Source organism: Kitasatospora sp. NPDC057738, assembly GCF_042798815.1.
Taxonomy (GTDB): Bacteria; Actinomycetota; Actinomycetes; order Streptomycetales; family Streptomycetaceae; genus Kitasatospora; species Kitasatospora lactacystinica.
The window spans coordinates 20,872-43,588 of record NZ_JBHVJT010000064.1 but is presented as its reverse complement, the minus strand read 5'-3'; the positions used below and the strand labels follow the sequence as shown (position 1 = coordinate 43,588).

21 protein-coding genes are annotated in these 22,717 nt (G+C 75.1%); 11 read left to right on the top strand and 10 right to left on the bottom strand.

All coding sequences use genetic code 11. The features are described from left to right. Nucleotides 1-75 precede the first annotated feature (75 nt). Entirely contained in the window at nt 76-630 is a 555-nt protein-coding gene (locus ACFVGO_RS29245; RefSeq protein WP_359914265.1) for a GNAT family N-acetyltransferase, read from the top strand. 111 nt (nt 631-741) lie between these two features. Here the strand turns inward: ACFVGO_RS29245 and ACFVGO_RS29240 are convergent, their stop codons facing one another. Continuing rightward, entirely contained in the window at nt 742-1,473 is a 732-nt protein-coding gene (locus tag ACFVGO_RS29240; protein WP_359914268.1) for a hypothetical protein, read from the bottom strand. Between the two features lie 79 nt (nt 1,474-1,552). On the opposite strand from ACFVGO_RS29240, the gene ACFVGO_RS29235 reads away from it, so the two are divergent. Both ACFVGO_RS29235 and ACFVGO_RS29230 read left to right on the top strand, forming a co-directional pair. Further along, nucleotides 1,553-2,443 carry a LysR family transcriptional regulator gene (locus ACFVGO_RS29235; protein ID WP_380357759.1) on the top strand — a complete coding sequence of 297 codons (891 nt, stop codon included), beginning with the start codon at nt 1,553-1,555 and terminating at the stop codon, nt 2,441-2,443. Nucleotides 2,444-2,507: 64 nt separating this feature from the next. Continuing rightward, nucleotides 2,508-3,071, top strand: a complete 564-nt coding sequence (locus ACFVGO_RS29230; RefSeq protein WP_359914271.1) for a GNAT family N-acetyltransferase — start codon at nt 2,508-2,510, stop codon at nt 3,069-3,071. Nucleotides 3,072-3,228: 157 nt separating this feature from the next. Here the strand turns inward: ACFVGO_RS29230 and ACFVGO_RS29225 are convergent, their stop codons facing one another. Together ACFVGO_RS29225 and ACFVGO_RS29220 are read right to left on the bottom strand one after the other, a co-directional pair. After that, nucleotides 3,229-3,996 carry a hypothetical protein gene (locus tag ACFVGO_RS29225; RefSeq protein ID WP_359909589.1) on the bottom strand — a complete coding sequence of 256 codons (768 nt, stop codon included), beginning with the start codon at nt 3,994-3,996 and terminating at the stop codon, nt 3,229-3,231. 467 nt (nt 3,997-4,463) lie between these two features. Further along, a complete protein-coding gene (locus tag ACFVGO_RS29220) occupies nt 4,464-4,847 on the bottom strand; it encodes a hypothetical protein (protein WP_359909597.1) in 384 nt (127 codons plus the stop codon). A 99-nt stretch (nt 4,848-4,946) separates the two neighbouring features. Here ACFVGO_RS29220 and ACFVGO_RS29215 point away from each other — a divergent pair, with 99 nt between their 5' ends. After that, nucleotides 4,947-5,438 (top strand): MarR family transcriptional regulator, encoded by a 492-nt coding sequence (locus ACFVGO_RS29215; protein WP_380635004.1) that lies wholly within the window; start codon nt 4,947-4,949, stop codon nt 5,436-5,438. 49 nt (nt 5,439-5,487) lie between these two features. On the opposite strand, the gene ACFVGO_RS29210 is transcribed toward ACFVGO_RS29215, so the two are convergent. Beyond that, on the bottom strand, nt 5,488-6,201 hold the full coding sequence (locus ACFVGO_RS29210) for a class I SAM-dependent methyltransferase (RefSeq protein ID WP_380355278.1): 714 nt from the start codon (nt 6,199-6,201) through the stop codon (nt 5,488-5,490). A gap of 314 nt (nt 6,202-6,515) precedes the next feature. Here ACFVGO_RS29210 and ACFVGO_RS29205 point away from each other — a divergent pair, with 314 nt between their 5' ends. The 3 genes from ACFVGO_RS29205 to ACFVGO_RS29195 all read left to right on the top strand — a co-directional run bounded on the left by ACFVGO_RS29205 (nt 6,516) and on the right by ACFVGO_RS29195 (nt 10,602). Then, nucleotides 6,516-8,606, top strand: a complete 2,091-nt coding sequence (locus ACFVGO_RS29205; protein ID WP_380635001.1) for a HelD family protein — start codon at nt 6,516-6,518, stop codon at nt 8,604-8,606. 273 nt (nt 8,607-8,879) lie between these two features. Continuing rightward, nucleotides 8,880-9,680, top strand: a complete 801-nt coding sequence (locus ACFVGO_RS29200) for an aldolase (RefSeq protein WP_380634999.1) — start codon at nt 8,880-8,882, stop codon at nt 9,678-9,680. Between the two features lies 1 nt (nt 9,681). Beyond that, on the top strand, nt 9,682-10,602 hold the full coding sequence (locus tag ACFVGO_RS29195; protein ID WP_380355270.1) for a dihydrodipicolinate synthase family protein: 921 nt from the start codon (nt 9,682-9,684) through the stop codon (nt 10,600-10,602). Nucleotides 10,603-10,672: 70 nt separating this feature from the next. Here the strand turns inward: ACFVGO_RS29195 and ACFVGO_RS29190 are convergent, their stop codons facing one another. After that, a complete protein-coding gene (locus tag ACFVGO_RS29190; protein WP_359909615.1) occupies nt 10,673-11,248 on the bottom strand; it encodes an XRE family transcriptional regulator in 576 nt (191 codons plus the stop codon). A gap of 174 nt (nt 11,249-11,422) precedes the next feature. Between ACFVGO_RS29190 and ACFVGO_RS29185 the strand changes: the two genes are divergently transcribed. Beyond that, nucleotides 11,423-12,076 (top strand): formylglycine-generating enzyme family protein, encoded by a 654-nt coding sequence (locus tag ACFVGO_RS29185; RefSeq protein WP_359909617.1) that lies wholly within the window; start codon nt 11,423-11,425, stop codon nt 12,074-12,076. A gap of 35 nt (nt 12,077-12,111) precedes the next feature. Beyond that, nucleotides 12,112-12,633: a GNAT family protein gene (locus ACFVGO_RS29180; protein ID WP_359909619.1), complete on the top strand. Its 522-nt coding sequence runs from the start codon at nt 12,112-12,114 to the stop codon at nt 12,631-12,633. A gap of 7 nt (nt 12,634-12,640) precedes the next feature. On the opposite strand, the gene ACFVGO_RS29175 is transcribed toward ACFVGO_RS29180, so the two are convergent. Beyond that, on the bottom strand, nt 12,641-13,564 hold the full coding sequence (locus ACFVGO_RS29175) for a phosphotransferase family protein (RefSeq protein ID WP_380634996.1): 924 nt from the start codon (nt 13,562-13,564) through the stop codon (nt 12,641-12,643). Nucleotides 13,565-13,607: 43 nt separating this feature from the next. Next, the gene (soxR, locus tag ACFVGO_RS29170) at nt 13,608-14,156 is read right to left on the bottom strand and encodes a redox-sensitive transcriptional activator SoxR (protein WP_359909625.1); all 549 of its coding nucleotides are present in this window, start codon (nt 14,154-14,156) and stop codon (nt 13,608-13,610) included. 57 nt (nt 14,157-14,213) lie between these two features. Between soxR and ACFVGO_RS29165 the strand changes: the two genes are divergently transcribed. Further along, nucleotides 14,214-14,945: a thiamine pyrophosphate-dependent enzyme gene (locus tag ACFVGO_RS29165; protein ID WP_380634994.1), complete on the top strand. Its 732-nt coding sequence runs from the start codon at nt 14,214-14,216 to the stop codon at nt 14,943-14,945. A gap of 86 nt (nt 14,946-15,031) precedes the next feature. Next, on the top strand, nt 15,032-15,925 hold the full coding sequence (locus ACFVGO_RS29160; protein WP_359909632.1) for a transketolase C-terminal domain-containing protein: 894 nt from the start codon (nt 15,032-15,034) through the stop codon (nt 15,923-15,925). Nucleotides 15,926-15,952: 27 nt separating this feature from the next. Here ACFVGO_RS29160 and treZ read toward each other — a convergent pair whose 3' ends face one another. From treZ to glgX, 3 genes are all read right to left on the bottom strand, one after another. Continuing rightward, complete coding sequence (treZ, locus tag ACFVGO_RS29155; RefSeq protein ID WP_359909635.1) at nt 15,953-17,725, bottom strand: malto-oligosyltrehalose trehalohydrolase; 1,773 nt, start codon at nt 17,723-17,725, stop codon at nt 15,953-15,955. Next, nucleotides 17,725-20,253 (bottom strand): malto-oligosyltrehalose synthase, encoded by a 2,529-nt coding sequence (gene treY, locus ACFVGO_RS29150; protein ID WP_380634991.1) that lies wholly within the window; start codon nt 20,251-20,253, stop codon nt 17,725-17,727. Before treY ends, treZ begins: the two co-directional genes overlap by 1 nt. 171 nt (nt 20,254-20,424) lie before the next feature. After that, nucleotides 20,425-22,548, bottom strand: a complete 2,124-nt coding sequence (glgX, locus tag ACFVGO_RS29145) for a glycogen debranching protein GlgX (RefSeq protein WP_359909641.1) — start codon at nt 22,546-22,548, stop codon at nt 20,425-20,427. Nucleotides 22,549-22,717 lie beyond the last annotated feature (169 nt).

The window sequence follows — 22,717 nt, the reverse complement described above, 5'->3', positions numbered from 1 at the left end:
CACCGGGACGGCCGTCGGACCGAGTGGCTGGGAAGGGACTGGTTAAAGGCCCTGGCAGGAGGAGAGCATGGCGGGATGGATGATCGTTTCTCGCCCGGGCCGCACCCCGCCGGGCCGCCGGTGGTCGAACGGCTCGCGCAGTACGGCCGCGCCGAGCAGGAGGAGATCCTCGGCCCCGGGGAGGACCCGTACGGCGTCGCCCACACCGGGCTGACCTTCCTGCCCAAGGAGATCCACTTCGGTGTCCGGGCCGCCGACGGCCGACTGGTCGCCCACACCGGGCTGCTGCCGCTGCCGCTCACCGTGGGCGGCACCGACCTGACCGCCATGGGGGTCGGCGGGGTCTGCGTCGCGCCCGACCGGCGCCACAGCGGCCTCGCGCGGGCCGTGGTCGGGGCCGCCATCGACCACGCGCGCACGCTCGGCCACCGGTACGCGCTGCTGTTCTGCCGACCGCCGCTGGCCGCGTTCTACCGGGGGCTCGGGTTCCGGGAGGTGGCGGAGGGGGTGACGGTGGAGCAGCCGGAGGGCCGGCTGGCGGAGATGCCGCTGCGCACCATGTGGGCGCCGCTGGTGCCGGGGGCCGGATGGCCGGAGGGGCCGGTGCGGCTGCGGTCGCTGCCGATGTGAGGCGGGCTCGGGGCGCCCCGGCCGGGACCGCCGCCGGTGCGGCGCCGGGCCGGGCGCTCGTCGCCGCCCCGTGGGGTCCGGCCGGGTGGTCGACACCGCCGCGGCGTCGGGTCAGGCGCTCGTCGCCGCCGCCGTGGAGTCCGCGTGCGCCACGGCGGCGCGGGCCAGGGCGCGGACCATGGGGTGTGCCCGGGTGCCGTCGCCGGACAGCTCGGGCTGGAACAGCGAGGCCAGGAAGAACGGGTGTCCGGGCAGCTCCAGGACCCGCACCTCGCCCGAGGCGTCCGCGCCGCTGAACCGCAGGCCGTGCGTGGTCAGCCGGTCCAGGTAGGCGGAGTTGAGGCCGTACGCGCAGTGGTAGCGCTCCTGGGTGCGGGTGGCGCCGAGGACCCGCTCGGCGAGGCTCCCGGGGGTGATCGCGACGGCCCCCTCGTGGCCGACCAGTGAGCAGGCCAGCGGGGCGATCACCTGCTGCTCCGCCTCCGGGTGCTCCTCGCCGTGGACGGCCCCGGCGAGGCCGCAGACGTTCCGGGCGTACTCCAGCACCGCGTGCTGGAACCCGGCGCAGGTGCCCAGGAAGGGGATGCCGCGTTCGCGGGCGGTCCGGACGGCGGCCAGCGCGCCCGCCTCGCTGCGGTAGGGGCTGCCGGGCAGCAGCCAGACCGCGTCGAAGCCGTCCAGGGCGCCGGGTGCGGCGGCGTCCCCGGTCGGGATCCAGTAGGCGTCCAGGACGAGGTGGTCGTGCTCGGCGAGGGCGGCCAGCAGGCCCGGGATCCGGGCGTGCGAGCGGACGGCGGGGGAGCGGTCGCCGACCAGGGCGATCCGCGGGGTCAGGTAGGTCATGCGGCTATCCTGACCCTGCACCCGAGATCAGCGCCAACGATGATTCCTTAAGTATCGATCAGATCGGTTGATGACCGCCGTGGACCCGCAGCAGCTGCGCACCTTCGTCACCGTCGCCCGCCTGGCCTCCTTCTCGGAGGCGGCGCGGGAGCTCGGCTACACCCAGTCCGCGGTCTCCCAGCAGATCGCCGCGCTGGAGGCGGACCTCGGCACGACACTGCTGTCCCGCCGGCCGGTCGGCCCGACCGCGGCCGGGCGGCGGCTGCTGGAGCACGCCGCACCGCTGCTGGTCCGGCTGGAGGCGGCGCGCGCCGACGTCGCGCGCCTGGCCGGAGCCCCGAGCGCCCGGCTGGTGCTCGGGGCCACTCCGCTGGCGGTCGGGGCGACCCTGGGGCGTGCGCTCGGCGAGGTGCGCCGGGCCCATCCGCTGACGGAGCCGGTGGTCCGGGTCCTCGCCCAGGACGTGCTGCCCGCCCAGGTCGCCACCGGCGAGGTCGACCTCGCCCTGATCGACGGGCTGGCCGCGCCCAGCGACCCGCTGCCGCTGCCCGACGTCGGCCCGCTGCGCACCGTCGCGGTGGCCGAGCGGCCGGTCGCCGTCGCGCTGCCCGTCGGCCACCCGCTGGCCGGCCGCGGCGGCCTCGCGCTCGCCGACCTCTCCGCCGCCCGCTGGCTGGACGCCCCCGACCTCACCCCGACGGCGGCCCGGCTGCGCGCGGCCACCGGCGTCGACGGCTTCCGGCCCGCCATCCGCTACCAGGGCACCGACGTGCACGGACTGCTCGCGCTGGTGGCGGCCGGGCACGGGCTCACCCTGCTGCCCGAACCGGTGCTCGCGGCGGCACCCGGGGTCGGGTACGCGCCGATCGCCGCGCCCCGGCTGGTGCACCGCACCGAGCTCGTCCACGGCAGCCTGCCGGAGGGGCCGGCGGCCCTGCTGGCGCGGCTGCTGGCGCGGTCCCGGGCCTGAGCGGCCCGTCGGAGGCGCCGAATTCGGTTGCGCGGGCCGCCGGTGCCGATGACATCATCACGCGATGAATACCAGTACGACGATCATCAGACGAGTGCGGACCGACGAGTGGCAGCAGCTCAGGGACACCCGCCTGGACGCGCTGCTGGACCCGGTCGCGGCCGTGGCCTTCCTGGAGACCCACGAGCAGGCCGCCGCCAAGCCGGACGAGTTCTGGCAGGACCGCACGACCCGGGCGGCGACGGACCCGCACGTGGCGCAGTTCATCGCGCAGGCCGAGGACGGGACCTGGCTCGGCTCCATGACCGGAGTGGTCGAGCGGTCCGGCGGGGACGGGGCCCTGGAGGGCGACGTCGTCGAGGTCGACCAGGTGCACGTGGTCGGCGTCTACGTCCGGCCGCGGGCGCGCGGCACCGGGCTGGCGCTCGACCTGATCCGGACCGTCCAGGAGTGGGCGTGGTCGCTCACCGAGCCCCGGATCGAGCGGGTGCGGCTGTTCGTCCACGAGGACAACCCCCGCGCCGAGGCGATGTACCTCAAGGCCGGCTTCGAGCCGTCCGGGGTGGCGCTGCCGGTGCCCGGCGGCGGGACCGGCCGGGAGGTCGAACTGGCGGTCCTGCGGGGCTGACCGGCCGCCCGGCCCGCGGGCCGGGCCCGGGGGCGGACCCGAAGGAGCCGCCCGGCCCGTCCGGTCCCCTGTTCCGGACGGGCCGGGCGGCCGTCTGCGGGGCGCCGCGGGCGCCGGCGGTGCCGGCCGTCCGCGGCGTGTCGGGGCCCGTCGGGCGTCAGTGCCCGTCGCAGCCCGGGAGGGCCTCGCACATTGGCGCGGTCATGCCGGTGCCGACGTACTTGTCCTCGGGGGCCTTCCAGGCGTCCTTGGGCTGGGCGCCGGCCTTGGTGGTGGCCCAGACCGCCAGCTCGCTGACCGCACCGCCGTCGCTGACCACGTACTCGTGCAGGGTGACGGTGCTGCCGTCGGCCTGCGGGACCGTCAGGACGGCGGCGAAGTAGGGCGCGTCCGGGGCGCTGTCGACCTTCACGGTGGCGCCGGGCGCGGTCTTGGCGCAGGACTTGAGCGCCTCCGTCAGACGGCCCTCGGCCAGGTTGGTGCTCTGCTTGGTGCCGCTGCTGCGGGTCGGGTCGCCGTGGAACAGCAGGGTCTGCTCGGCCGTCCAGCGGTCCCCGCCGAAGCCGACCGAGGCCCGGGCGGAGGCGGTGCCGGTGAACAGCGGCTCGTCGTCCTTCGCGACCGCGGCGCGGCACAGCTCCATGCCCTTGAACTGGACCTGGCCGGAGAGCTGCTTGGCGTTGGCCGCCAGCGGCGTGTAGTGGTAACTCTCGTCCATCGGGATGCTCTTGGTGTCCATCCAGGCCTTGTCCGGGATGCCCTTGTCGGACCCGCTGGGCTTGTTGGGGTTGACACTGGGCCCGGTGGTGGCGGCGGGGAGGGCGGGGTTGGCGTCCTGGCTGCCGTTGTCCGGCCCGCAGGCGCTGAGGGCGCCCAGGCAGACGAGGGCTGCGGCGGTGGCGGTGACGACTCTGGTGGTGCGCAACTGACGGTTCCTCGGATGTCCGGTGGCGTGGGCGGGGGTCGGGCGCGCACCGGCCGTGGGCCGCTGGTGCGCGGCGCCGTCCGTCCGTCCCCGCCGCCCGGTCGACCCGTGGTCGCGGGCTTGCGGCATGGCAGCTCCTCCCCTGTGCATGCGGCCGCCTGGCCCCTCGCCCCGCTGTCCGCCCCGTGACTGATGGCCGGTCAGGGTCGATGGTGTGTCGACGGCGGTCGAAACCTATGCCACCGGACCGCCGGTCGCAAAGCCGGGTTCCGGCCGGAGGCCCGGATTCCCTTTGGGACTGGTGGGGCTCATGGGGTGAATGTGACCGGGCCCGGAGGGGTGCGGCGGGCGGGGCGCGGAGGGTCCCAGGGGTGCGCGACCGCCTCCGCGCGCGGGTCGGGGCGGCGCATCCGGGCTGGTGGGGGCGGGTGCGCGGCGCCGTGCGACGGATCCGCGGGCGGCCCCGGTCAGGCGACCCGGCCGCCGATCCCGGAGCGGCCCGCCGGGACGCCGTCGAGGGTGACCACGGTCTGCCGTCCGACGGCCTCGCCGAGCGCGCCGGTGATCGCCGCGGTGGCCGCCGCGACCAGACGGGCGGGCGCGTCGGGCACCTGCGGCAGGTGGTAGGCCGACTCCCGCAGGCTCAGCAGGACCACCGGCGCGACCTCCTCGGTCGGCAGTCCGCCGATGCCCCGGCGGCGCTGGGGGACCCCGATCAGCTCGACCGCGACCAGGGGGCGGACCCGTTCGCCGAAGACGGAGGTGACGGCCTCGGTGAGGCCGGCGATGAGGGCCCGCTCGACCTCGGGGTCGAGGGACTCCTCGCGGATGTGCAGGCTCAGGTGCGGCATGGTGGAGCTCCGTTCGGCTCGGTTCGTACCATGGGCTGACGGGTTCGCTTTGCACATAAAACAGCTTTGAAGTCAAAGGTAACTGAGGAGGGGTGTGCGATGTCAACGGCCGAAGGGGAATCGCGGAACACGCCGTCGTCGACCGGGGAGGGGCTCGACGACGCGGTGCGGTCGATGCTGCTGCTGATGCCCCGGCTGGTCGGGCGGGCCAAGCGGATCCCCGTCCCCGAGCCGCTGCGCGGCCTCGCACTGGCACCCCGTCACCTGTCGCTGCTGGCCTGCCTGCTGCTGGACGGAGCGATGGGCGTGAACGACCTCGCCGCCCGGCTGGAGGTCGCCCCCACCACGGTCAGCCTGATGGTCGGCGACCTCAGCCGGCAGGGCATCCTCGAACGGCGCGAGGACGAGGCCGACCGCCGGCGCCGGATCGTCGCGATCGCCCCCGCCCGGCTGCCCGCCATCGAGGCCTGGCTCGCCCCGGGGGCCGTCGCCTGGCGCACGGCCCTCGGGCCGCTCGACGCGGCGCAGCGGCGCCTGGTGGTGGACACGCTGCTGGCGTACGAGGCGGCGGTGGGGCGGGAGCGGGACTGACGGCGGCCGGTGCGCCGGGCGGGAGGCCGGTCAGTGGCCGGGAGCCCGGTCAGCGGCCGGGGGCCCGGCGGAAGAGCGCGGTGAGGAGGAAGGGGACGCCGAACAGCGTCGAACCGGGGCCCTGGGCGGCCATCGGGCGGATCTCCAGCGGGGTGAACTCGCGGAACAGCGAGCGGAGTTCGTCCGGCGAGTAGGCCAGGCCGCCCTCCAGGGCGCCGAGCCGGTAGAGCTCCTCGTCGGTCCGCTCGGAGCCCGTCGCGCCGGCCGCGAAGGCGGTGACGGCGAAGTGCCCGCCCGGTGCCAGCACCCGGTCGAGCAGGGCCAGGTAGCTGACCCGGCGGTGCGGCGGGAGGTGGTGCAGGCAGCCGGAGTCGTAGACCAGGCCGTAGTGGGAGTGGGGGAGCCGGGCCTCGAAGATGCTCGCCCGGTGGAACCGCAGGCCGGTGCCCGCGCCGGCCTCGCGGGCGCGCTCCTCGGCCCAGGCCACGGCGGTGGCGGAGAGGTCGACGGCGTCCACCTCGAAGCCGAGCGAGGCCAGGTGGACGGCGTTGCGGCCGGCGCCGCAGCCGAGGTCGAGCGCCCGGCCGGGGGCGAGCAGGCCGCGGTCCAGGTAGGAGGCCAGGTTCTCGTCCGGTTTCGGCGTGAAGAACGGGCGATCGGCGGACCGGTCCGCGTAGAACCGGTCCCAGAACGGTTCGGCCGGCGGGAAAAGGCCGTCGAGGAGGGCGAGGACGTCTTCGGTGGTGCGGATCGTACGGTTCATTCCGCCGATCGTAGGCCGTCCGGCGGGCGGGCGCGCGGGGCGCAAAGGCCGCTGTGCGGTGGGCTGTTGGGTCGCCGGGGCGCGGTACGGCAGAGGTGTTCCGGACCCGGGCGAGCGCGTGGCGGCACCCCCGCCCCGGGCCGGGAAAGGGCATTTTCGCGGAGCGGGGAGAGGCGCCCCGGGGGCGTGCCGGAATTCCGCCGGGAAAACTGCCGTACGGGATTCGAGGGCCACATGCGAACCGGACAAGTCAACATTTACTTCTCCGGATTTCCTCTGCATAGTGGCGGGTCGAATCGAGAGGGGGCTCTTCCTTGTCGCAGATCCACGACAACGCCGCACAGCAGGTGGAGCTGGAGCGGGTGCAGGTGTCCGTCATCGGCGAGCTGTTCGACGAGCGGCTCGCCGGGGCGCGGGAGCAGCTGGGGCGGGTGCTCGCGTCGGCGGCGGACGGCGCGGGCGAGGTGTACGAGCGGGAGGTGGCGGCCGGGCGGCTGGCGGGCGAGGTGCGCCGGCTGCAGGGTGCCGAGGGCGGGCTGGTCTTCGGCCGGATCGACCTGGCGGACGGGACGGTGCTGCGGATCGGGCGGCTGGGGCTGCAACGGGACGAGGACGAGCTGCCGTTGCTGGTGGACTGGCGGGCGGAGGCGGCACGGGCCTTCTACGAGGCGACGCCGGTCCACCCCCTGGGGCTGCGGCGGCGCCGCCACCTGAGCCTGACGGGCCGCACGGTGGTCGGGGTGAGCGACGAACTGCTGGACGGTTCGGAGCCGGCCGCCGGGGACGTCGTGGGGGACGGCCCGTTGGCGGCGGCGCTGCGGGAGCGGCGGACCGGGCGGATGGGGACGGCGGTCGCCACGCTCCAGACCGAGCAGGACGCGATCGTCCGCTCCTCGCACCGCGGGGTGACGGTGGTGCAGGGCGGCCCGGGTACCGGGAAGACGGTGGTGGCGCTGCACCGCGCCGCGTACGTGCTGTACGCGTTCCCGAAGGCGGCCGAGCGCGGTGTGCTGGTGCTGGGTCCGAACGCGCGGTTCCTCGACTACATCTCCCAGGTGCTGCCCTCGCTCGGGGAGAACGACGTCGTCCTGGCGACGTGCGAGGAGCTGGCCGGCGTCGCGCCGGGCGCCGTGGACGGGTTCGGGGCGGCGCGCCTCAAGGGCGGCGCCGAACTGGCCGACGCGCTGGCCGGGTCGGTCCGCTCGCGGCAGGCCCCGGGCGGGGACTTCACCGTCCGGGTCGGGCGGGAGTGGGTCCGCCTGGAGGAGGCGGAGGTCGCCGGGGCGCGGGCGGCGGCGCAGGCGAGCGGCCTCGCCCACAACCGGGCGCGCCGGCTGTTCCTGGAGCTGCTGGTGGACTCGCTGACCGGCGCGCTGGCCCGCGGCACGGTCGAGGCGCTGGAGCGCATCGACGCCGAGGTCGCGCTGCTCACCGGCATCGACCTCGACCGGATGGCGGCCCGGGACCTGCGCAGACTCGGCGTCGACGACGAACCCGCCACGGGGGCCGACGAGTTCGACGCCGACGCCGTCCGGGCCGCGCTCCTGGACGACGCGTACGTGGACCGGGCCGTCGAGGAGCTCTGGCCGCGGCTCGTGCCGGGCGAGGTCGTCGACGCCCTGCTGGCCGACGCCGACGCACTGGCCGAGCGCCTGCCGCACCTCGGCGACGACGAGCGGGCGTCGCTGCTGCGCACGCCCGGCGCGCCGTGGGCCGACGCCGACGTGCCGCTGCTCGACGAGGCGGCGAGCCTGGTCGACGGGCCGCCCGAGCAGGCCTTCGGGCACGTCGTCGTCGACGAGGCGCAGGAGCTGACGGCGATGCAGTGGCGGATGGTTCTGCGCCGGTGCCCGGGCCGGTCGATGACACTGGTCGGCGACTTCGCGCAGGCGGGCCCGGCGGCGACCGCACGGGACTGGCACGAGGCGCTCGCCCCGCACGTCGGCCGCCGCTTCGACCTGCGGACGCTGACCGTCAGCTACCGGACCACGCGGGAGATCCTGGCCACCACCGGGGAGTTGCTCGGCCGGATCGCCCCGGGGCAGCCGCCGGTCCGGTCGATCCGGCACGGTGAGGAGCCCCGGACCGTCGCGGTGGCGCCGGAGCGGCTCGCCGGTGAGCTGGTGCGCGAGCTGCGGGCGCAGGCCGCCGCGCATCCGGGCGAGCTGCTCGGCGTGGTGTGCGCGGACGGCCGGACGGCGGAACTGGCGGCCGCCGGGGTCGAGCGGTACGCCCGGCTGGTCCCGGCGTCGGAGGCGCGCGGCCTGGAGTTCGACGAGGCCGTCGTGGTCGACCCGGACGGGATCGTCGCCGCCCGGCCCGCGGGCGAACGGGACCTGTACGTCGCCCTGACCCGCGCCACCAAGCGGCTGTGCACGGTCACCCTTCGGGAGGCCGGGGCGTAGCGGGGTGCCTCCGCACGGGAAGTCGGCCCGGCCGACTTCCCGTGCGGGAGGGGCCGCGTCCGGGTTCCGGGGGCCGCGTCCGGGAACCGGGGTCCTGGTAGTGGGTGACCCGTCGACGTGAGGACACAAGGTGTCCTAAAGTGAATGACGTGTCTTCCCGGGGCTCCGCGGCGCCGCCGGGCGGGTCGCCGCCTGCCCGCGGCCCGCCGGTGCGCGCCGCACCCCGCGCCCCGGCGGACCGCTCCGACCGAAGAGCGAAGGAGAACCACGGCGATGGCCGACACGTTCGAGACGGGCAAGACCGACCTGGTGGACCTGGCCCACCAGCGGATGCGGACCGCGATCCCCGACAACGACTGGACGGTGCGCCAGAAACTGGCCCTGACCTGCCGCATCCTGTTCGACGCCGGCCACGACTCCGGGCTGGCCGGCCAGATCACCGCCCGGGCCGAACGCCCGGGCACCTACTACACCCAGCGCCTGGGCCTGGGCTTCGACGAGATCACCGAGGACAACCTCCTCCTCGTCGACGAGGACCTCCACGTCCTGGAGGGCGACGGGATGGCCAACCCGGCCAACCGGTTCCACAGCTGGGTCTACCGGGCCCGCCCGGACGTCAACTGCATCATCCACACCCACCCGCTGCACGTCTCCGCGCTCTCGATGCTGGAGACCCCGCTGGTCGTCTCGCACATGGACATGTGCCCGCTCTACGACGACTGCGCCTTCCTGGAGAAGTGGCCCGGCATCCCGGTCGGCAACGAGGAGGGCGAGATCATCTCCGCCGCCCTCGGCGACAAGCGCGCCCTCCTGCTCGCCCACCACGGCCAGCTGGTCGCCACCGGAACCGTCGAGGAGGCGTGCACCCTGGCCCTGCTCTTCGAGCGGGCCGCCGAGCTCCAGCTCCTCGCCGGGGCCGCCGGGAAGATCCAGGAGATCCCCGGACCGCTCGCCAAGGAGGCGCACGACTGGATCTCCACCCCCAAGCGCGGCCAGGCGAACTTCGCCTACTACGCCCGCCGCGCCCTGCGGGCCGGCCACGGCGACGCCCTCGTCACCCGGAAGGACTCCTGAGATGCCCGCGACCACCCTGGAAGGGATCATCGCCTACCCGGTGACCCCGTTCTCCGCGGCCGACGGCGGCCCGGACCTCGACCGGCTCACCGAGCTGATCGACCGGCTGGTCCGCTCCGGCTGCCACGCCATCGCCCCGCTCGGCTCCACCGGCGAGAGCGCCTACCTCGACGACCAGGAGTGGTACACCGCCGCCGAGGCGTCGGTGGCGGCCGTCGCCGGCCGGGTGCCCACCGTCGTCGGCATCGCCGACCTCACCACCCGCAGCGCCGTCCGCCGCGCCCGGTTCGCCGAACGGGCCGGCGCCGACGTGGTGATGGTGCTGCCGCTCTCGTACTGGCGGCTGGACGAACGCGAGATCACCCGGCACTACACCGAGATCGCCGACGCGATCGGCATCCCGCTGATGATCTACAACAACCCCGCCACCGCCGGGGTCGACCTCCGCCCGGAACTCATGCACCGGCTGGTCGACCAGGTGGAGAACATCACCATGGTCAAGGAGAGCAGCGGCGACATCCAGCGGATGCACCGGCTCACCCAGCTCTCCGACGGCGCCCTGCCGTTCTACAACGGCTCCAACCCGCTGGCCCTGGAGGCGTTCGCGGCCGGCGCGGCCGGCTGGTGCACGGCCGCACCCTGCCTCATCCCCGAGCTCACCCTCGACCTGTACCGGGCGGTGCGCGCCGGTGACCCGGAAACGGCCCGCCGGGTGTTCTACCGGCAGCTGCCGGTGCTGCAGTTCCTGCTCGGCGGGGGTCTGCCGACCACGGTGAAGGCGGGCCTGGCCCTGCGCGGCCTGGACGTCGGCGAGCCCCGGCACCCCTTGCTGCCGCTGGACGGGGCGCGGACGGCGCAGCTGTCCGCGCTGCTGTCCGCGGCGGGGGTCGCCCTGGCGGACGGCGCCGGGCCGAAGGCCTGACAGCGGCGTGGGGCCGCCCTGAAGCCGGGCTAGGGACGGCTTCAGGGCGGCCCCGGGCCCGCCGGGCCCGTCAGGGCAGCGTGGGAACCCGGTCCGAGGGGCCGTCCGGGTCGTCGTGGATGACCACGAGGATCTCGGCCGGCTCCGGCCCGGTGCTCCGGCAGCGGTGGGGCAGCGCCGAGTTGAAGTACACGCTGTCCCCGGGGCCGAGTTCGACGCTCCGCTCGGGGAACTCCAGCACGGCGGTGCCCGCGTGGACGAAGAAGAACTCCTCGCCCGTGTGCGACTTGAACGGCGGGTCCGCCGGTTCGGTCGGCGGGTACATCATGAACGGCACCATCCGCTTGCCGCTGAGCCCGGTCGCGATGCCCTCGTAACGGGAGACGCCGGAGCCCGCCCCGGTGCCCACCGGAGTGCGCTCACCGGCCCGGACGACGGTGACGAGCTCGGGCTCCACCTCGTCCGAGAAGAGCCGGCCGACGTCGACCTTGAGGGCGTGGGCCAGCTTGAGCGCCGTCGAGATCGACGGGTCGCTGATGCCGCGCTCGACCTTGGAGAGGTAGCTCTTGGTGACGCCGACCTGCTCGGCGAGTGCCTCCAGGCTGAGCCGGTTCTGCTTCCTCAGCACCCGCAACCTGCCGGCCATGCGCCACCTCTCACCCACGGAATCGTCCGGTCCATTATCGGTCCGGCGTGCGGGGAAGCGCGGTTGCGGTGCCGGTCGGTGCCCGGTGGTCGTCCGGTGGCCGGCCGGGCCGGGGGGCGGGGCGTTCCTGCGGCCCGTCCGACCGGACCCGCAGAAACGCCCTAGGATCGCCGGATGATCACCGTACCGTCCGGCCGGGTCACCCTCTCCGACCGTCGCACCCGGCGCAGTTGGGCCGTCGACGTCGCCCCGTTCCGGCTGGCGGCCTGTCCGGTGACCCGCGAGCAGTACGAGGGCGCGACCGGCGACCGCCGCCCCGCGCACAGCGTCTCCTGGCTGGACGCCGTCCGCCACTGCAACGAGCTGTCCCGGCGCGAAGGCCTCGCACCCGCCTACGAGGTGGACGGCGAGGACGTCTCCTGGGACCGTGCCGCCGACGGCTACCGGCTGCCCACCGAGGCCGAATGGGAACACGCCTGCCGCGCCGGCACGGACGGCCCGCGCTACGGCCCGCTGGACGACATCGCCTGGTACCGCGGCAACTCGGGCGAGCGCCCGCACGAGGTGGGCGGGCTGCGCCCGAACGCCCACGGGCTGTACGACCTGCTCGGCAACGTCTGGGAGTGGTGCTGGGACCGGTACGACCCCGAGGTGTACGGCGAGTACCGCGTCCTGCGCGGCGGCGGCTGGTTCGACGAGCACTGGAGCTGCCGCGCCTCCGTCCGCCGCCGGAGCCACCCGACGCTGCGGATCGACGACGTGGGATTCCGGCTCGCCCGCTCGATCCACAGCCTGCCGCGCACCGGTCCCCGGCCGCCGCTCGGTTGAGGAACCGTCGCGTCCGCTCGGGCGTTGGCGCCTGCATGAGTGAAGAATCAGTGTCCCTGCGCCCGATAGCCGAGGCCGACCTCCCCGTGGTCGAGGGACTGGTGAACGACCCGGAGATGCTGGGGGAGTTCCAGTGGTACGGCTGGCGCGATCCGCAGCGGTACCGCCGCCGGTGGCTGGAGAGCGGGCTGCTGGAGGAGGGGCAGTGGATGCTCGCGGTCGAGGTCGGGGGCAGGTTCGGCGGTTTCGTCGCCGCCAACCGCAGCGGGGTGCGGCCGTCCGCCCCGTACTGGAGCATCGGCGTGCAGCTGCTGCCGCACGTGCGCGGGCGCGGCATCGGCACCCGGGCCCAACGGCTGCTGGTGGACCACCTGTTCGCGCACTCCCCGGTGATGCGGCTGGAGGCGGACACCGAGGCGGGCAACCTGGCCGAGCAGCGCGTCCTGGAGAAGCTCGGCTTCACCCGGGAGGGCGTGCAGCGCGCGGTGACCTTCCGGGCCGGCGCGTGGCGCGATGTCGTCCGGTACAGCCTGCTGCGCACCGACCCGCGTCCGTAGGGCGTGCCTAGGCGATCCCGAACCACTCCTCGGCGAGGGCGTCCAGCGTCCGCGCCGAGGGCTTCAACTCCCGCAGGTACCACGGCAGGTTGCTGTACACGTGGAGCAGGGTGCACGCCATCAGCAGCCTGGGCTCGAAGCGGCGGCCGTAGGCGTTCAGCAGGTGGCCGAGCAGGTGCGGGTCGGCCCGGGTGGTGAAGAGTCCGACGGCGACCAGGTCGTAGGCCGGGTCGCCGATCATCGCGGGCTCGAAGTCGATCAGGCCGGTGAGGCGCCAGCCGTCGGCCGGGTCGGTGAGCAGGTGCTCGCGCATGAACTCGGTGTGCAGCAGCGAGCGCCCGGGGGCGGCGAAGAGCGGGGCGGCGGCGAGGAAGTCCGGGATCTGCTCCAGCCACTCCCGCGCCAGCCCGCGTTCGCGCTGGCGGGCCACCGCGCCCGCGGCCCGGCGGGCCAGGAAGGCCGGCCAGTCGCCGGGGCCGAGGACGTCGGCGAGCGGCTCGGGGTCGAGGGCGTGCAGGGCGGCGAGCGCCTCGCCGCAGCGGCGGGCGATCCGCTCGCGGTCGGGCGGGGGGATGCGCGGCCAGGCCGGGGCGAGGCCCTCGCCGGGCAGACGGGACATCAGGACGTGGCGCCAGCCGTTGACGTACTCGCCGGCCTCGTGGACGGTCGGGGTGGGGATCGGCAGCGCGCCGTCCAGGCGGGTGAGCACGCGCTCCTCGACGATGCCGTCCCGGGCGGCGGCGGCCGGGAACAGCTTGAGCACCAGCGCGTCGCCGACCGCGTAGACCGGCACGGAGCCCTCCGGGAAGCGCTCCAGGGGCAGGCCCCCGACGCCCAGCCGGGCGCAGAGCGCCTCGGCGCCGGGGCGCATCACCGTCTCGTCGGGGACGACCGCGTCCCACTCCTCGTCCGTCAGCACCAAGGGCAGCACCGGCGTACCGTAGGCGGGCGAACGGCCCCGGCGCAAAGGGTTTTCAGTGCCCCTCCGGGCGGGTGCCGCAGGTCTCCATGCCCGACGGGACCGGTTCGGGCCCGCCGTCCGGGTCGCGGGTGAGCAGGTAGCGGGCGCCGGGGCCGGCCTCGCCGGCGCGGTCGGCGGCGTTGTAGAGGGCGCAGCGGGAGAGGGACAGGCAGCCGCAGCCGATGCAGCCGGTGAGCTTGGCCTTGAGCCGTTGGAGTTCGGCGATCTGCTCGTCGATCCGGCTCTGCCAGGACGCGGCGACCCGGTCCCACTCGGTGCCGCTGGGGGCCGGGCGCTCGGGGAGGCGGTCGAGGGCGACCTTCGCCTCGTCCAGGGACAGGCCCACCCGCTGGGCGGCGCGGATGAAGGCGATCCGGCGCAGCGTGCCGCGGGTGTAGCGGCGCTGGCCGCCGGAGGTGCGGGTGGCCTGGATCAGGTCGAGGCTCTCGTAGTAGCGCAGCGCGGAGGCGGCGAGGCCACTGCGGCGGGCGAGTTGGCCGATGGTGAGCAGGTCGCCGTGGTGCGGGCCGGGGGCCCGGCGGCCGTCGGAGTGGGCGGTCATGGGAACCCACTGTAGCCGCTTGACCTCAAGTCGGCTTTAAGGTGCAGCATCGTGGTCATGACGACGAACGCGACCGCCACGAACGCGACCGGCACGACCGCGACCGGCACCCGATTCGAGGACCTGCCCGCCCTGATGGCGCTGATGACCGGCGCCGAGAAGCACGGCCCGGCCGCCACCTCCACCCTGGACGCGCTCTGGGTGCTGTACGACCGGGTGCTGCGGGTGACCCCGGAGACCGCCGAGGCCCAGGACCGCGACCGCTTCCTGCTCTCCAAGGGCCACGGCCCGATGGCGTACTACGCCGTACTGGCGGCCAAGGGCTTCCTCGACCCGGCCGTGCTGCCGAGCTTCGGCGGCTACGACTCGCCGCTCGGCCACCACCCGGACCGCACCCTGCTCGCGGGCGTCGAGATCGCCTCCGGCTCGCTCGGACACGGCCTGCCGCTGGCCGTCGGCACCGCGCTCGGGCTGCGGGCGCAGGGCCTGACCGACCCGGCGGTGTGGGTGCTGGTCGGCGACGCGGAGTTCGACGAGGGCTCCAACGCCGAGGCGGTGGCCTTCGCCGGGGCCTACGGGCTGGAGCGGCTGCACGTGGTGGTGATCGACAACTCCTCGGCCACGCACGGCTGGCAGGGCGGCATCGCCCAGCGCTTCGCGGCCGAGGGCTGGTCGACCGCCACGGTGGACGGGCGCGACCACGGGGCGCTGCACCGCGCGTACACCGCGGAGCACCCGGGCCGCCCGCACGTGGTGGTCGCCCGGGTCGAACCCAAGGAGCAGCACTGAGCACCCGGCGGCGGCCCCGCCCCGCCAAGACCGATCAGGCCGAGACCGATCAGGCCAAGACCGAGCCCCCGAGAGGAACTTCACCGATGGACACCATGCGCGAGCGCTTCGTGGACGTGACCACCCGCCTGCTGGACGAGGACCCCCGGCTGGCCGTGGTGCTCGCCGACATCACCGCCGCCGCCTTCGCCCCGGCACAGCGGCGCCACCCCGACCGGGTGGTCAACGTCGGCATCCGCGAGCAGCTGCTGATCGGCGCGACGGGCGGCCTGGCGCTCACCGGGATGCGTCCGATCGCCCACACCTTCGCCAGCTTCCTGATCGAGCGGCCCTTCGAACAGGTCAAGCTGGACCTCGTCCACCAGGGCGTCGGCGCCGTGCTGGTGAGCGCGGCGGGCTCGTACGACTGGCCGGCCGGCGGCCGCACCCACATGTCCCCGGGCGACGTCGCCCTGCTGGACACCCTGCCGGACTGGACGGTCCACGTCCCCGGCCACCCGGACGAGGCCGAGCAACTGCTGCGCCACGCCTACGCGGACGGCGACCGCAATGTGTACGTCCGGCTCTCGGAGCACCGGAACGCGGCCGCGGTGCCGGTCGAGCCGGGCCGCTTCACCACCGTCCGGTCCGGCTCGCGCGGAGCCGTGCTCGCCGTCGGGCCGATGCTGGACGCGGTGCTCGCGGCCACCGAGGGCCTGGACGTCGCCGTGCTGTACGCGGCGACGGTGCGCCCCTTCGACGCCGCCGGGCTGCGTGCGGCGCTCGGCGACCGGGCGGACGTGGTGCTGGTCGAGCCGTACCTGGCGGGCACCTCCGCGAACGAGGCGCACGCGGCGCTCGCCGACCGCCCGCACCGGGTGCTGGGCCTGGGGGTGCCGCGCGAGGAGCACCGGCACTACGGCTCGATCGCGGAGCACCTGGCCGCCTACGGCCTGGACGCCCCGGCGCTCCGGGAGCGGATCGGCACCTTCCTCCGGTGAGCCCGGCCGCTCCGGTGGGCCCGGCCGCTACGGTGGGGCCGTCGTGCCGGCGGGCGTCCGGCCGGGCCGCACGGCGACGACCGCCACCGCGTCCGCCGCCAGCCGCACCGCCGTCCCCTCCAGCTCCGCCGCCCCGAAGGCCGCCACCACCTCGCGCCCGGTGGCCCCGAGCGGCAGCGCGGCCCCGTCCGGCCCGAGGTTGACGGCGATCCGGTACGGCCCCCGGTGCACCACCAGCCGGCCCGCCGCCTCGTCGAAGTCCGCGCGCACCGCGCCGAGGTCGGGGTCGGACAGCTCCGGGTGCTCGCGCCGCAGCCGGATCAACGTCCGGTACCACGTGAGCAGTTCGGCGTGGGGGGCGCGCCGGAGCTCGGTCCAGTCGAGGACCGAGCGCAGTACGGTGGCCGGCTCCTGGGGGTCGGGGACGGCCTCGGCGGCCCAGCCGTGCCCGGTGAACTCCCGGCGCCGGCCCTGCCGGACGGCCTCGGCGAGGTCCGGGTCGGTGTGGTCGGTGAAGTACTGCCAGGGGGTGGCGGCGCCCCACTCCTCGCCCATGAAGAGCATCGGGGTGAACGGTGAGGTGAGCACCAGCGCCGCGCCGCAGGCGAGCCGGCCGGGCGAGAGGCTGGTGGAGACGCGGTCCCCCAGCGCCCGGTTGCCGACCTGGTCGTGGGTCTGGAGGTAGCCGAGCAGCCGGTGGCCGTTGCCGGGCGGGGTGAACGGGCGTCCGTGCCGGCGGCCGCGGAACGAGGACCAGGTGCCGTCGTGGAAGAACCCCCGGGTGAGCGTCTTGGCGAGGGCGGCGAGCGGCGCGTGCGCGAAGTCCCCGTAGTAGCCCTGGGATTCGCCGGTGAGCGCGCAGTGCAGGGCGTGGTGGAAGTCGTCGCTCCACTGCGCGGTGAGGCCCTGTCCGCCCGCCTCGGGCGGGGCGGTGGTGGCCGGGGTGTTGAGGTCGGACTCGGCGATCAGGAACAGCGGCCGGTTGGTGGCGACCGCCAACCTCCCCACCTCGGCGGAGAGTTCCTCCAGGAAGTGGACGGCCCGGTCGTCCGCGAGGGCGTGCACGGCGTCCAGCCGCAGCCCGTCGATGCGGTAGTCGCGCAGCCAGGCCAGCGCGCTGCCGATCAGGTAGGCGCGCACCTCGTCCGAGCCGGGCGCGTCCAGGTTGACCGCCGAGCCCCACGGGGTGTGGTGCCGGTCGGTGAAGTACGGGCCGTACGCGGGAAGGTGGTTGCCGGACGGGCCGAGGTGGTTGTGCACCACGTCGAGCACCACTCCGAGGCCCTTGCGGTGGGCGGCGTCCACGAAGCGCTTGAGCCCCTCGGGCCCGCCGTAGGGCTCGTGGACGGCCCAGGGCGAGACCCCGTCGTAGCCCCAGCCGTGCCGGCCGGGGAACGGGCAGACCGGCATCAGCTCGACGAAGTCCACGCCCAACTCGACCAGGTGGTCCAGGCGTTCGGCGGCGGCGTCGAAGGTGCCGCGGGCGGTGAAGGTGCCCACGTGCAGCTCGTACAGCACCGCGCCGGGCAGTGCCCGGCCGCGCCGGCCGGGCCGCGACCAGCGGAACGCGGCGTGGTCCACCGCGCGGCTGGGCCCCTCCGGGCCGTGCGGCTGCCGGGCCGAGCGCGGGTCGGGCAGCGGCGGGCCGTCGTCCAGCCGGAAGGCGTAGTCGCCCGCCGGGGCCTCGCCGGACCACCAGCCGTCCCGGTCCGGGCAGCGGGCCAGGTCGTAGCCGAAGCCGTTGACGTCGACCCGCACGCGGGAGGCGGCGTTGGGCGCCCACACCTCGTAGCGCGGCATCAGTCCCTCCTCGTCAGCAGGGCCACCGGCAGGGCCGCCAGCAGCTCCGCCACCGGCACCGTGCCCGCCGGGAGGCCGCGCCCGGTCAGCTCGTCCGTCCAGGGCCCGCCGGCCGGCAGCTCCAGCACGGTGTCGCGCCAGCCGCCGGCCCGCTCCAGCCCGTACGGCAGCCGGGTGACGGCGGTGACCACGTCCCCGCCCCGGGCGAAGGCCAGCAGGTGGTCACCGGCGGGGCCCGCGGCGTGCAGCGGCCGGTACGGGCCGAGCGGGCGGGTGCGGCGCAGGTGCAGCGCGGTGGCGGTGAGGTGCAGCTTCTCCCGGGCGAGGTCGCCGGGGCGCGGCGCGGCCGCGTCGGTGAGCCGCACGGCGAGCGCGCCGAAGTCCACCACGCCCCGGTTGTCCGGGTCGACCAGGGTGTACAGCGGCTCCTCGCTGCCCTGGTAGAGGTCCGGCACGCCCGGCACGGTGAGGTGCAGCAGCGCGGCGGCCAGGGTGTTGGCGCGGGCGTACGGGGCGAGGGCGTGGACGGCGCCCTCGATCCGGGGGAGCAGCCCGGGGTTGGCGTGGACCGCGCGGGCGCGCTGCTCCAGGGCCCGCTCGTAGCGGGGGTCGGGGGTGGTCCAGGAGGTGTGGAGCTTGGCCTCGCGGGCGGACTTGAGCAGGGCGGCGACCAGCCGGTCCGGGTCGATCGGCCAGGCGGCGACCAGGGTGTGCCACAGCAGCCAGTCGGCGTCCGGGTCGAAGCCGGGGCCGGCGGCGGTGGACCAGGCGGCGGCCTCGGCGGCCCAGGCGTCCGGCCGCTCGGCGAGCACGGCGAGCCGGGCCCGGGCGTCGGCGCTGCGCTTGGTGTCGTGGGTGGACAGCACCGTCATGCTGTGCGGCCAGGTGCGCTCCAGGTAGCGGCACCAGTCGTGGAAGTCCGCGGGACGCAGTCCGGGCCGGGCGGGCTCGCCGCCGACCTCGTTGAGGCCGGGCAGGGCGTTCCAGCGGTAGAAGGCGGTGTCCTCGACGCCCTTGGCGGCCACCGCGGCGGCGGTCTGGGCGAAGCGGGTGCAGAACTCGTCCTTGTCGGCGCCCCGGCCCAGCTCGCCGAGCGCGAGCGCGGCCACCAGCCGGTCGGTCGGGTCGGCGGAGCCCTCCAGGGCGGCCCGCAGCTGCTGCGCCGAGGCGGCCGGGACCGCCTCGCCGGGCCGGGCGTACGGCCGGTACGCCGGGTAGCCGGTGAGCAGCCGGCCGAGCGCGGCCCGCAGCTGCCCCGGCGAGTGGTCGGCGTGCGCGGGCTCGGCGGCGCCGATCCGCAGCGCGATCCGCACCAGCCGGTCGACCTCGGCGGCGAGTTCGCCGTCCGGCCCGGCCATGTCGGCCCGCCCGCGGCGGGCCTCGGCGACGGCGGGGTGGGGGTCCGCGCAGACGTCCCGGACCGGGCCGCCGTGCCGGAAGGACTCGTACGCCCCGGCCAGCCGGCAGGCGCCCGCGTGGTCGGTGAGCACGCCGTCGATCCGGCGCAGCGCGTCGTAGCCGGTGGTGCCGGCCACCGGCCAGTCCTCGGGCAGCCGCTCCTCGCCGGTGAGGATCTTCTCGACCACGACGTACGCCCCGGCCGCGCCCCCCGCCTGCCCGCCGGTGGTGCCCGGCTCCCCGCCGGTGGTGCCCGGCTCCCCGCCGGTGGCCGCTGCCAGGCGCCGCAGGTAGCCGCGCGGGTCGGCGAGCCCGTCCGGGTGGTCGATCCGGAAGCCGTCCAGGACGCCGTCCGCGTGCAGTCCGAGCAGGACGGCGTGGGTGGCGGCGAACACCTCCGGGTCCTCGGCCCGCAGGGCGATCAGCTCGTTGACGGTGAAGAAGCGCCGGTAGTTGAGCTCGGTGCGGGCCAGGCGCCACCAGGCGAGCCGGTACCACTGGCGGCCGAGCAGCTCGGGCAGCGGCAGCTCCTCGGTGCCGGGGCGCAGCGGCAGCTCGTGCTCGTGGTAGCGCAGCACGCCCCCCGCCGGGCGGCCGGGAGGCGCCCCCACGGCGTCCACGGTGAGCTGGTCCAGGACGGCGCCGAGCCGGTCGCCGAGCAGCGGCAGCAGCACCCGGCCGCGCCCGGGGGCGTCGGCGGGTCCGGCCTGGGCGGTCCAGTCGATGTCGAACCAGCGCGCGTACGGCGAGTCGGGACCGTCGCGCAGCACCTGCCACAGCGGCCGGTTGAGCCGTTCGGGGGCGGGCACGGCCATGTGGTTGGGCACCACGTCGGCGATCAGCCGCAGGCCGTGGCGGTGCGCGGCGGCGGCCAGTTCGCGCAGCGCCGGCTCGCCGCCGAGCTGCTCGCTGATCCGGGTGTGGTCGACGGTGTCGTAGCCGTGGGTGGAGCCGGGGACGGCCTCCAGCAGCGGGGACAGGTGCAGGTGGGAGACGCCGAGGGCGGCCAGGTAGGGGACGGCGCCGGTGGCGTCGCGGAGGGTGAAGCCGGGCTGGAGCTGGAGGCGGTACGACGACGAGGGGACGGTGGCGGCCGGGCGGGGCTGCGCGGGCTCGGCGGCGGGGGTCATAGCTCCATAGGTACCCGGGGGAGGCCGCCGCCAAGACCCGCTGCTGGCCCGAACAGGTGACCGCCCCCGGCCGTCCGAAGGGCCCGCGCCGCGTCCGGCGACCGGCCAGGCGGGGCGCCGCGGCACCGCCGGCACGGGCGCCCGGGTCAAGGCCCGCACGGACCGGAGCACCTAGGCGGGCCGCTGCAGCACCATCAGCGAGCGGTCGGTGAGCCAGAGGGCGTCCCCGGCCTTGACCCGGGCGCCGGTGCCGGGGGCGGGCAGCCGGGGCCGGGCGGTGTCGACCACGACCTGCCACTCCTGCCCGTGGTCGGCGGGCACGGTGAACTCCAGCGGTTCGGAGTGGGCGTTGAACATCAGCAGGAAGGAGTCGTCGACGATCCGGCCGCCGCGCCGGTCCGGTTCGGAGATCGCGTAGCCGTTGAGGAAGACGGTCAGCGACTTGGCGTAGCTGGTGCCCCAGTTGCGCTTGGTCATCTCCTCCCCGGTCGGGGTGAACCAGGCGATGTCGGTGAGGTCGTCGAAGCCGCCGGAGGCGGACACCGGCCGCCCGTGGAAGAACCGCCGCCTCCGGAACACCGGGTGGTCGCGGCGCAGCCAGATCATCCCCTGGGTGAACTCCAGCAGCCGCGCCTGCGGCCCGTCGCCCTCGGGCCAGTGCACCCAGGTGAGTTCGTTGTCCTGGCAGTAGGCGTTGTTGTTGCCCAGCTGGGTGCGGCAGAGCTCGTCGCCGTGCGAGAGCATCGGCACGCCCTGGGAGAGCATCAGGGTGGCGATGAAGTTGCGCTGCTGGCGCTCCCGCAGCTCCTCGACGGCCGGGTCGGCGGCGGGGCCCTCGGTGCCGCAGTTCCAGGAGCGGTTGAAGGACTCGCCGTCCCGGTTGTCCTCGCCGTTGGCGTCGTTGTGCTTCTCGTTGTACGAGACCAGGTCGCGCAGGGTGAAACCGTCGTGGCAGGTCACGAAGTTGATCGAGGCGATCGGGCGGCGGCCGTCGTCCTGGTAGAGGTCGGCGGAGCCGGTGAGCCGGGAGCCGAACTCGGCGAGGGTGGCGTTCTCGCCGCGCCACAGGTCCCGCACGGTGTCCCGGTACATGCCGTTCCACTCCGTCCACAGCGGGGGGAAGTTGCCCACCTGGTAGCCGCCCTCGCCGAGGTCCCAGGGTTCGGCGATCAGCTTGGCCTGGGAGACCACCGGGTCCTGCTGGACCAGGTCGAAGAAGGAGGACAGCCGGTCCACCTCGTGGAACTGCCGGGCGAGGGTGGCGGCGAGGTCGAAGCGGAAGCCGTCCACGTGCATCTCGGTGACCCAGTAGCGCAGCGAGTCCATGATCAGCTGGAGCACGTGCGGGCTGCGCATCAGCAGGCTGTTGCCGGTGCCGGTGGTGTCCTCGTAGAAGCGCTGGTCGCGGGCGAGGCGGTAGTAGGAGACGTTGTCCAGGCCGCGCAGCGACAGCGTCGGCCCCAGGTGGTTGCCCTCGGCGGTGTGGTTGTAGACGACGTCCAGGATCACCTCGATACCGGCCGCGTGCAGCGCCTTGACCATGGACTTGAACTCCTGCACCTGCTGGCCGCGGTCGCCGGTGGAGGAGTAGGAGGAGTGCGGGGCGAAGAAGCCGACGGTGTTGTAGCCCCAGTAGTTGGCGAGGCCGAGGTCCCGCAGCCGGTGGTCGCGGACGAACTGGTGCACCGGCATCAGCTCGATCGCGGTGACGCCGAGCTTGGCCAGGTGCTCGATCACCGCCGGGTGGGCCAGGCCCGCGTACGTCCCGCGGATCTCCTCGGGGATGCCCGGGTGCAGCCGGGTCAGGCCCTTGACGTGGGCCTCGTAGATGACGGTGCGGTGGTAGTCGGTGCGCGGCGGCCGGTCGGTGCCCCAGTCGAAGTACGGGTTGATCACCACCGAGTGCATGGTGTGCGGGGCGGAGTCCAGGTCGTTGCGGCGCTCGGGGGCGCCGAAGTGGTAGCCGTAGACCGACTCGTCCCAGTCGATGTGCCCGCTCATCGCTTTGGCGTACGGGTCCAGCAGCAGCTTGGCGCTGTTGTGCCGCTGGCCCAGGCCCGGATTGTACGGGCCGTGCACGCGGAAGCCGTAGCGCTGGCCGGGCTGGACGCCCGGGAGGTAGGCGTGCCGGACGAAGGCGTCCGTCTCGCGCAGCTCGACGGCCGTCTCGGAGCCGTCCTCGGCGATCAGGCACAGCTCGATCCGGTCGGCGCTCTCGGAGAACACGGCGAAGTTGGTGCCGGCCCCGTCGTAGGTGGCGCCGAGCGGGTAGGGCGTACCGGGCCAGACCTGCATGACTTCTCAACTTCCTTGCTGCCGACGGAAACTGACGTGTGCTCCGACAACGGGACCGGCCGCCTGCCGGGGCCCGGACGCTCTCTTCCCGGCCGGGCGGCCGGGCATGTGCGTGACCGTGCGCCGTGACGCACGGCACAGCCGCCGTGACGCGCGGCACAGGGCATAC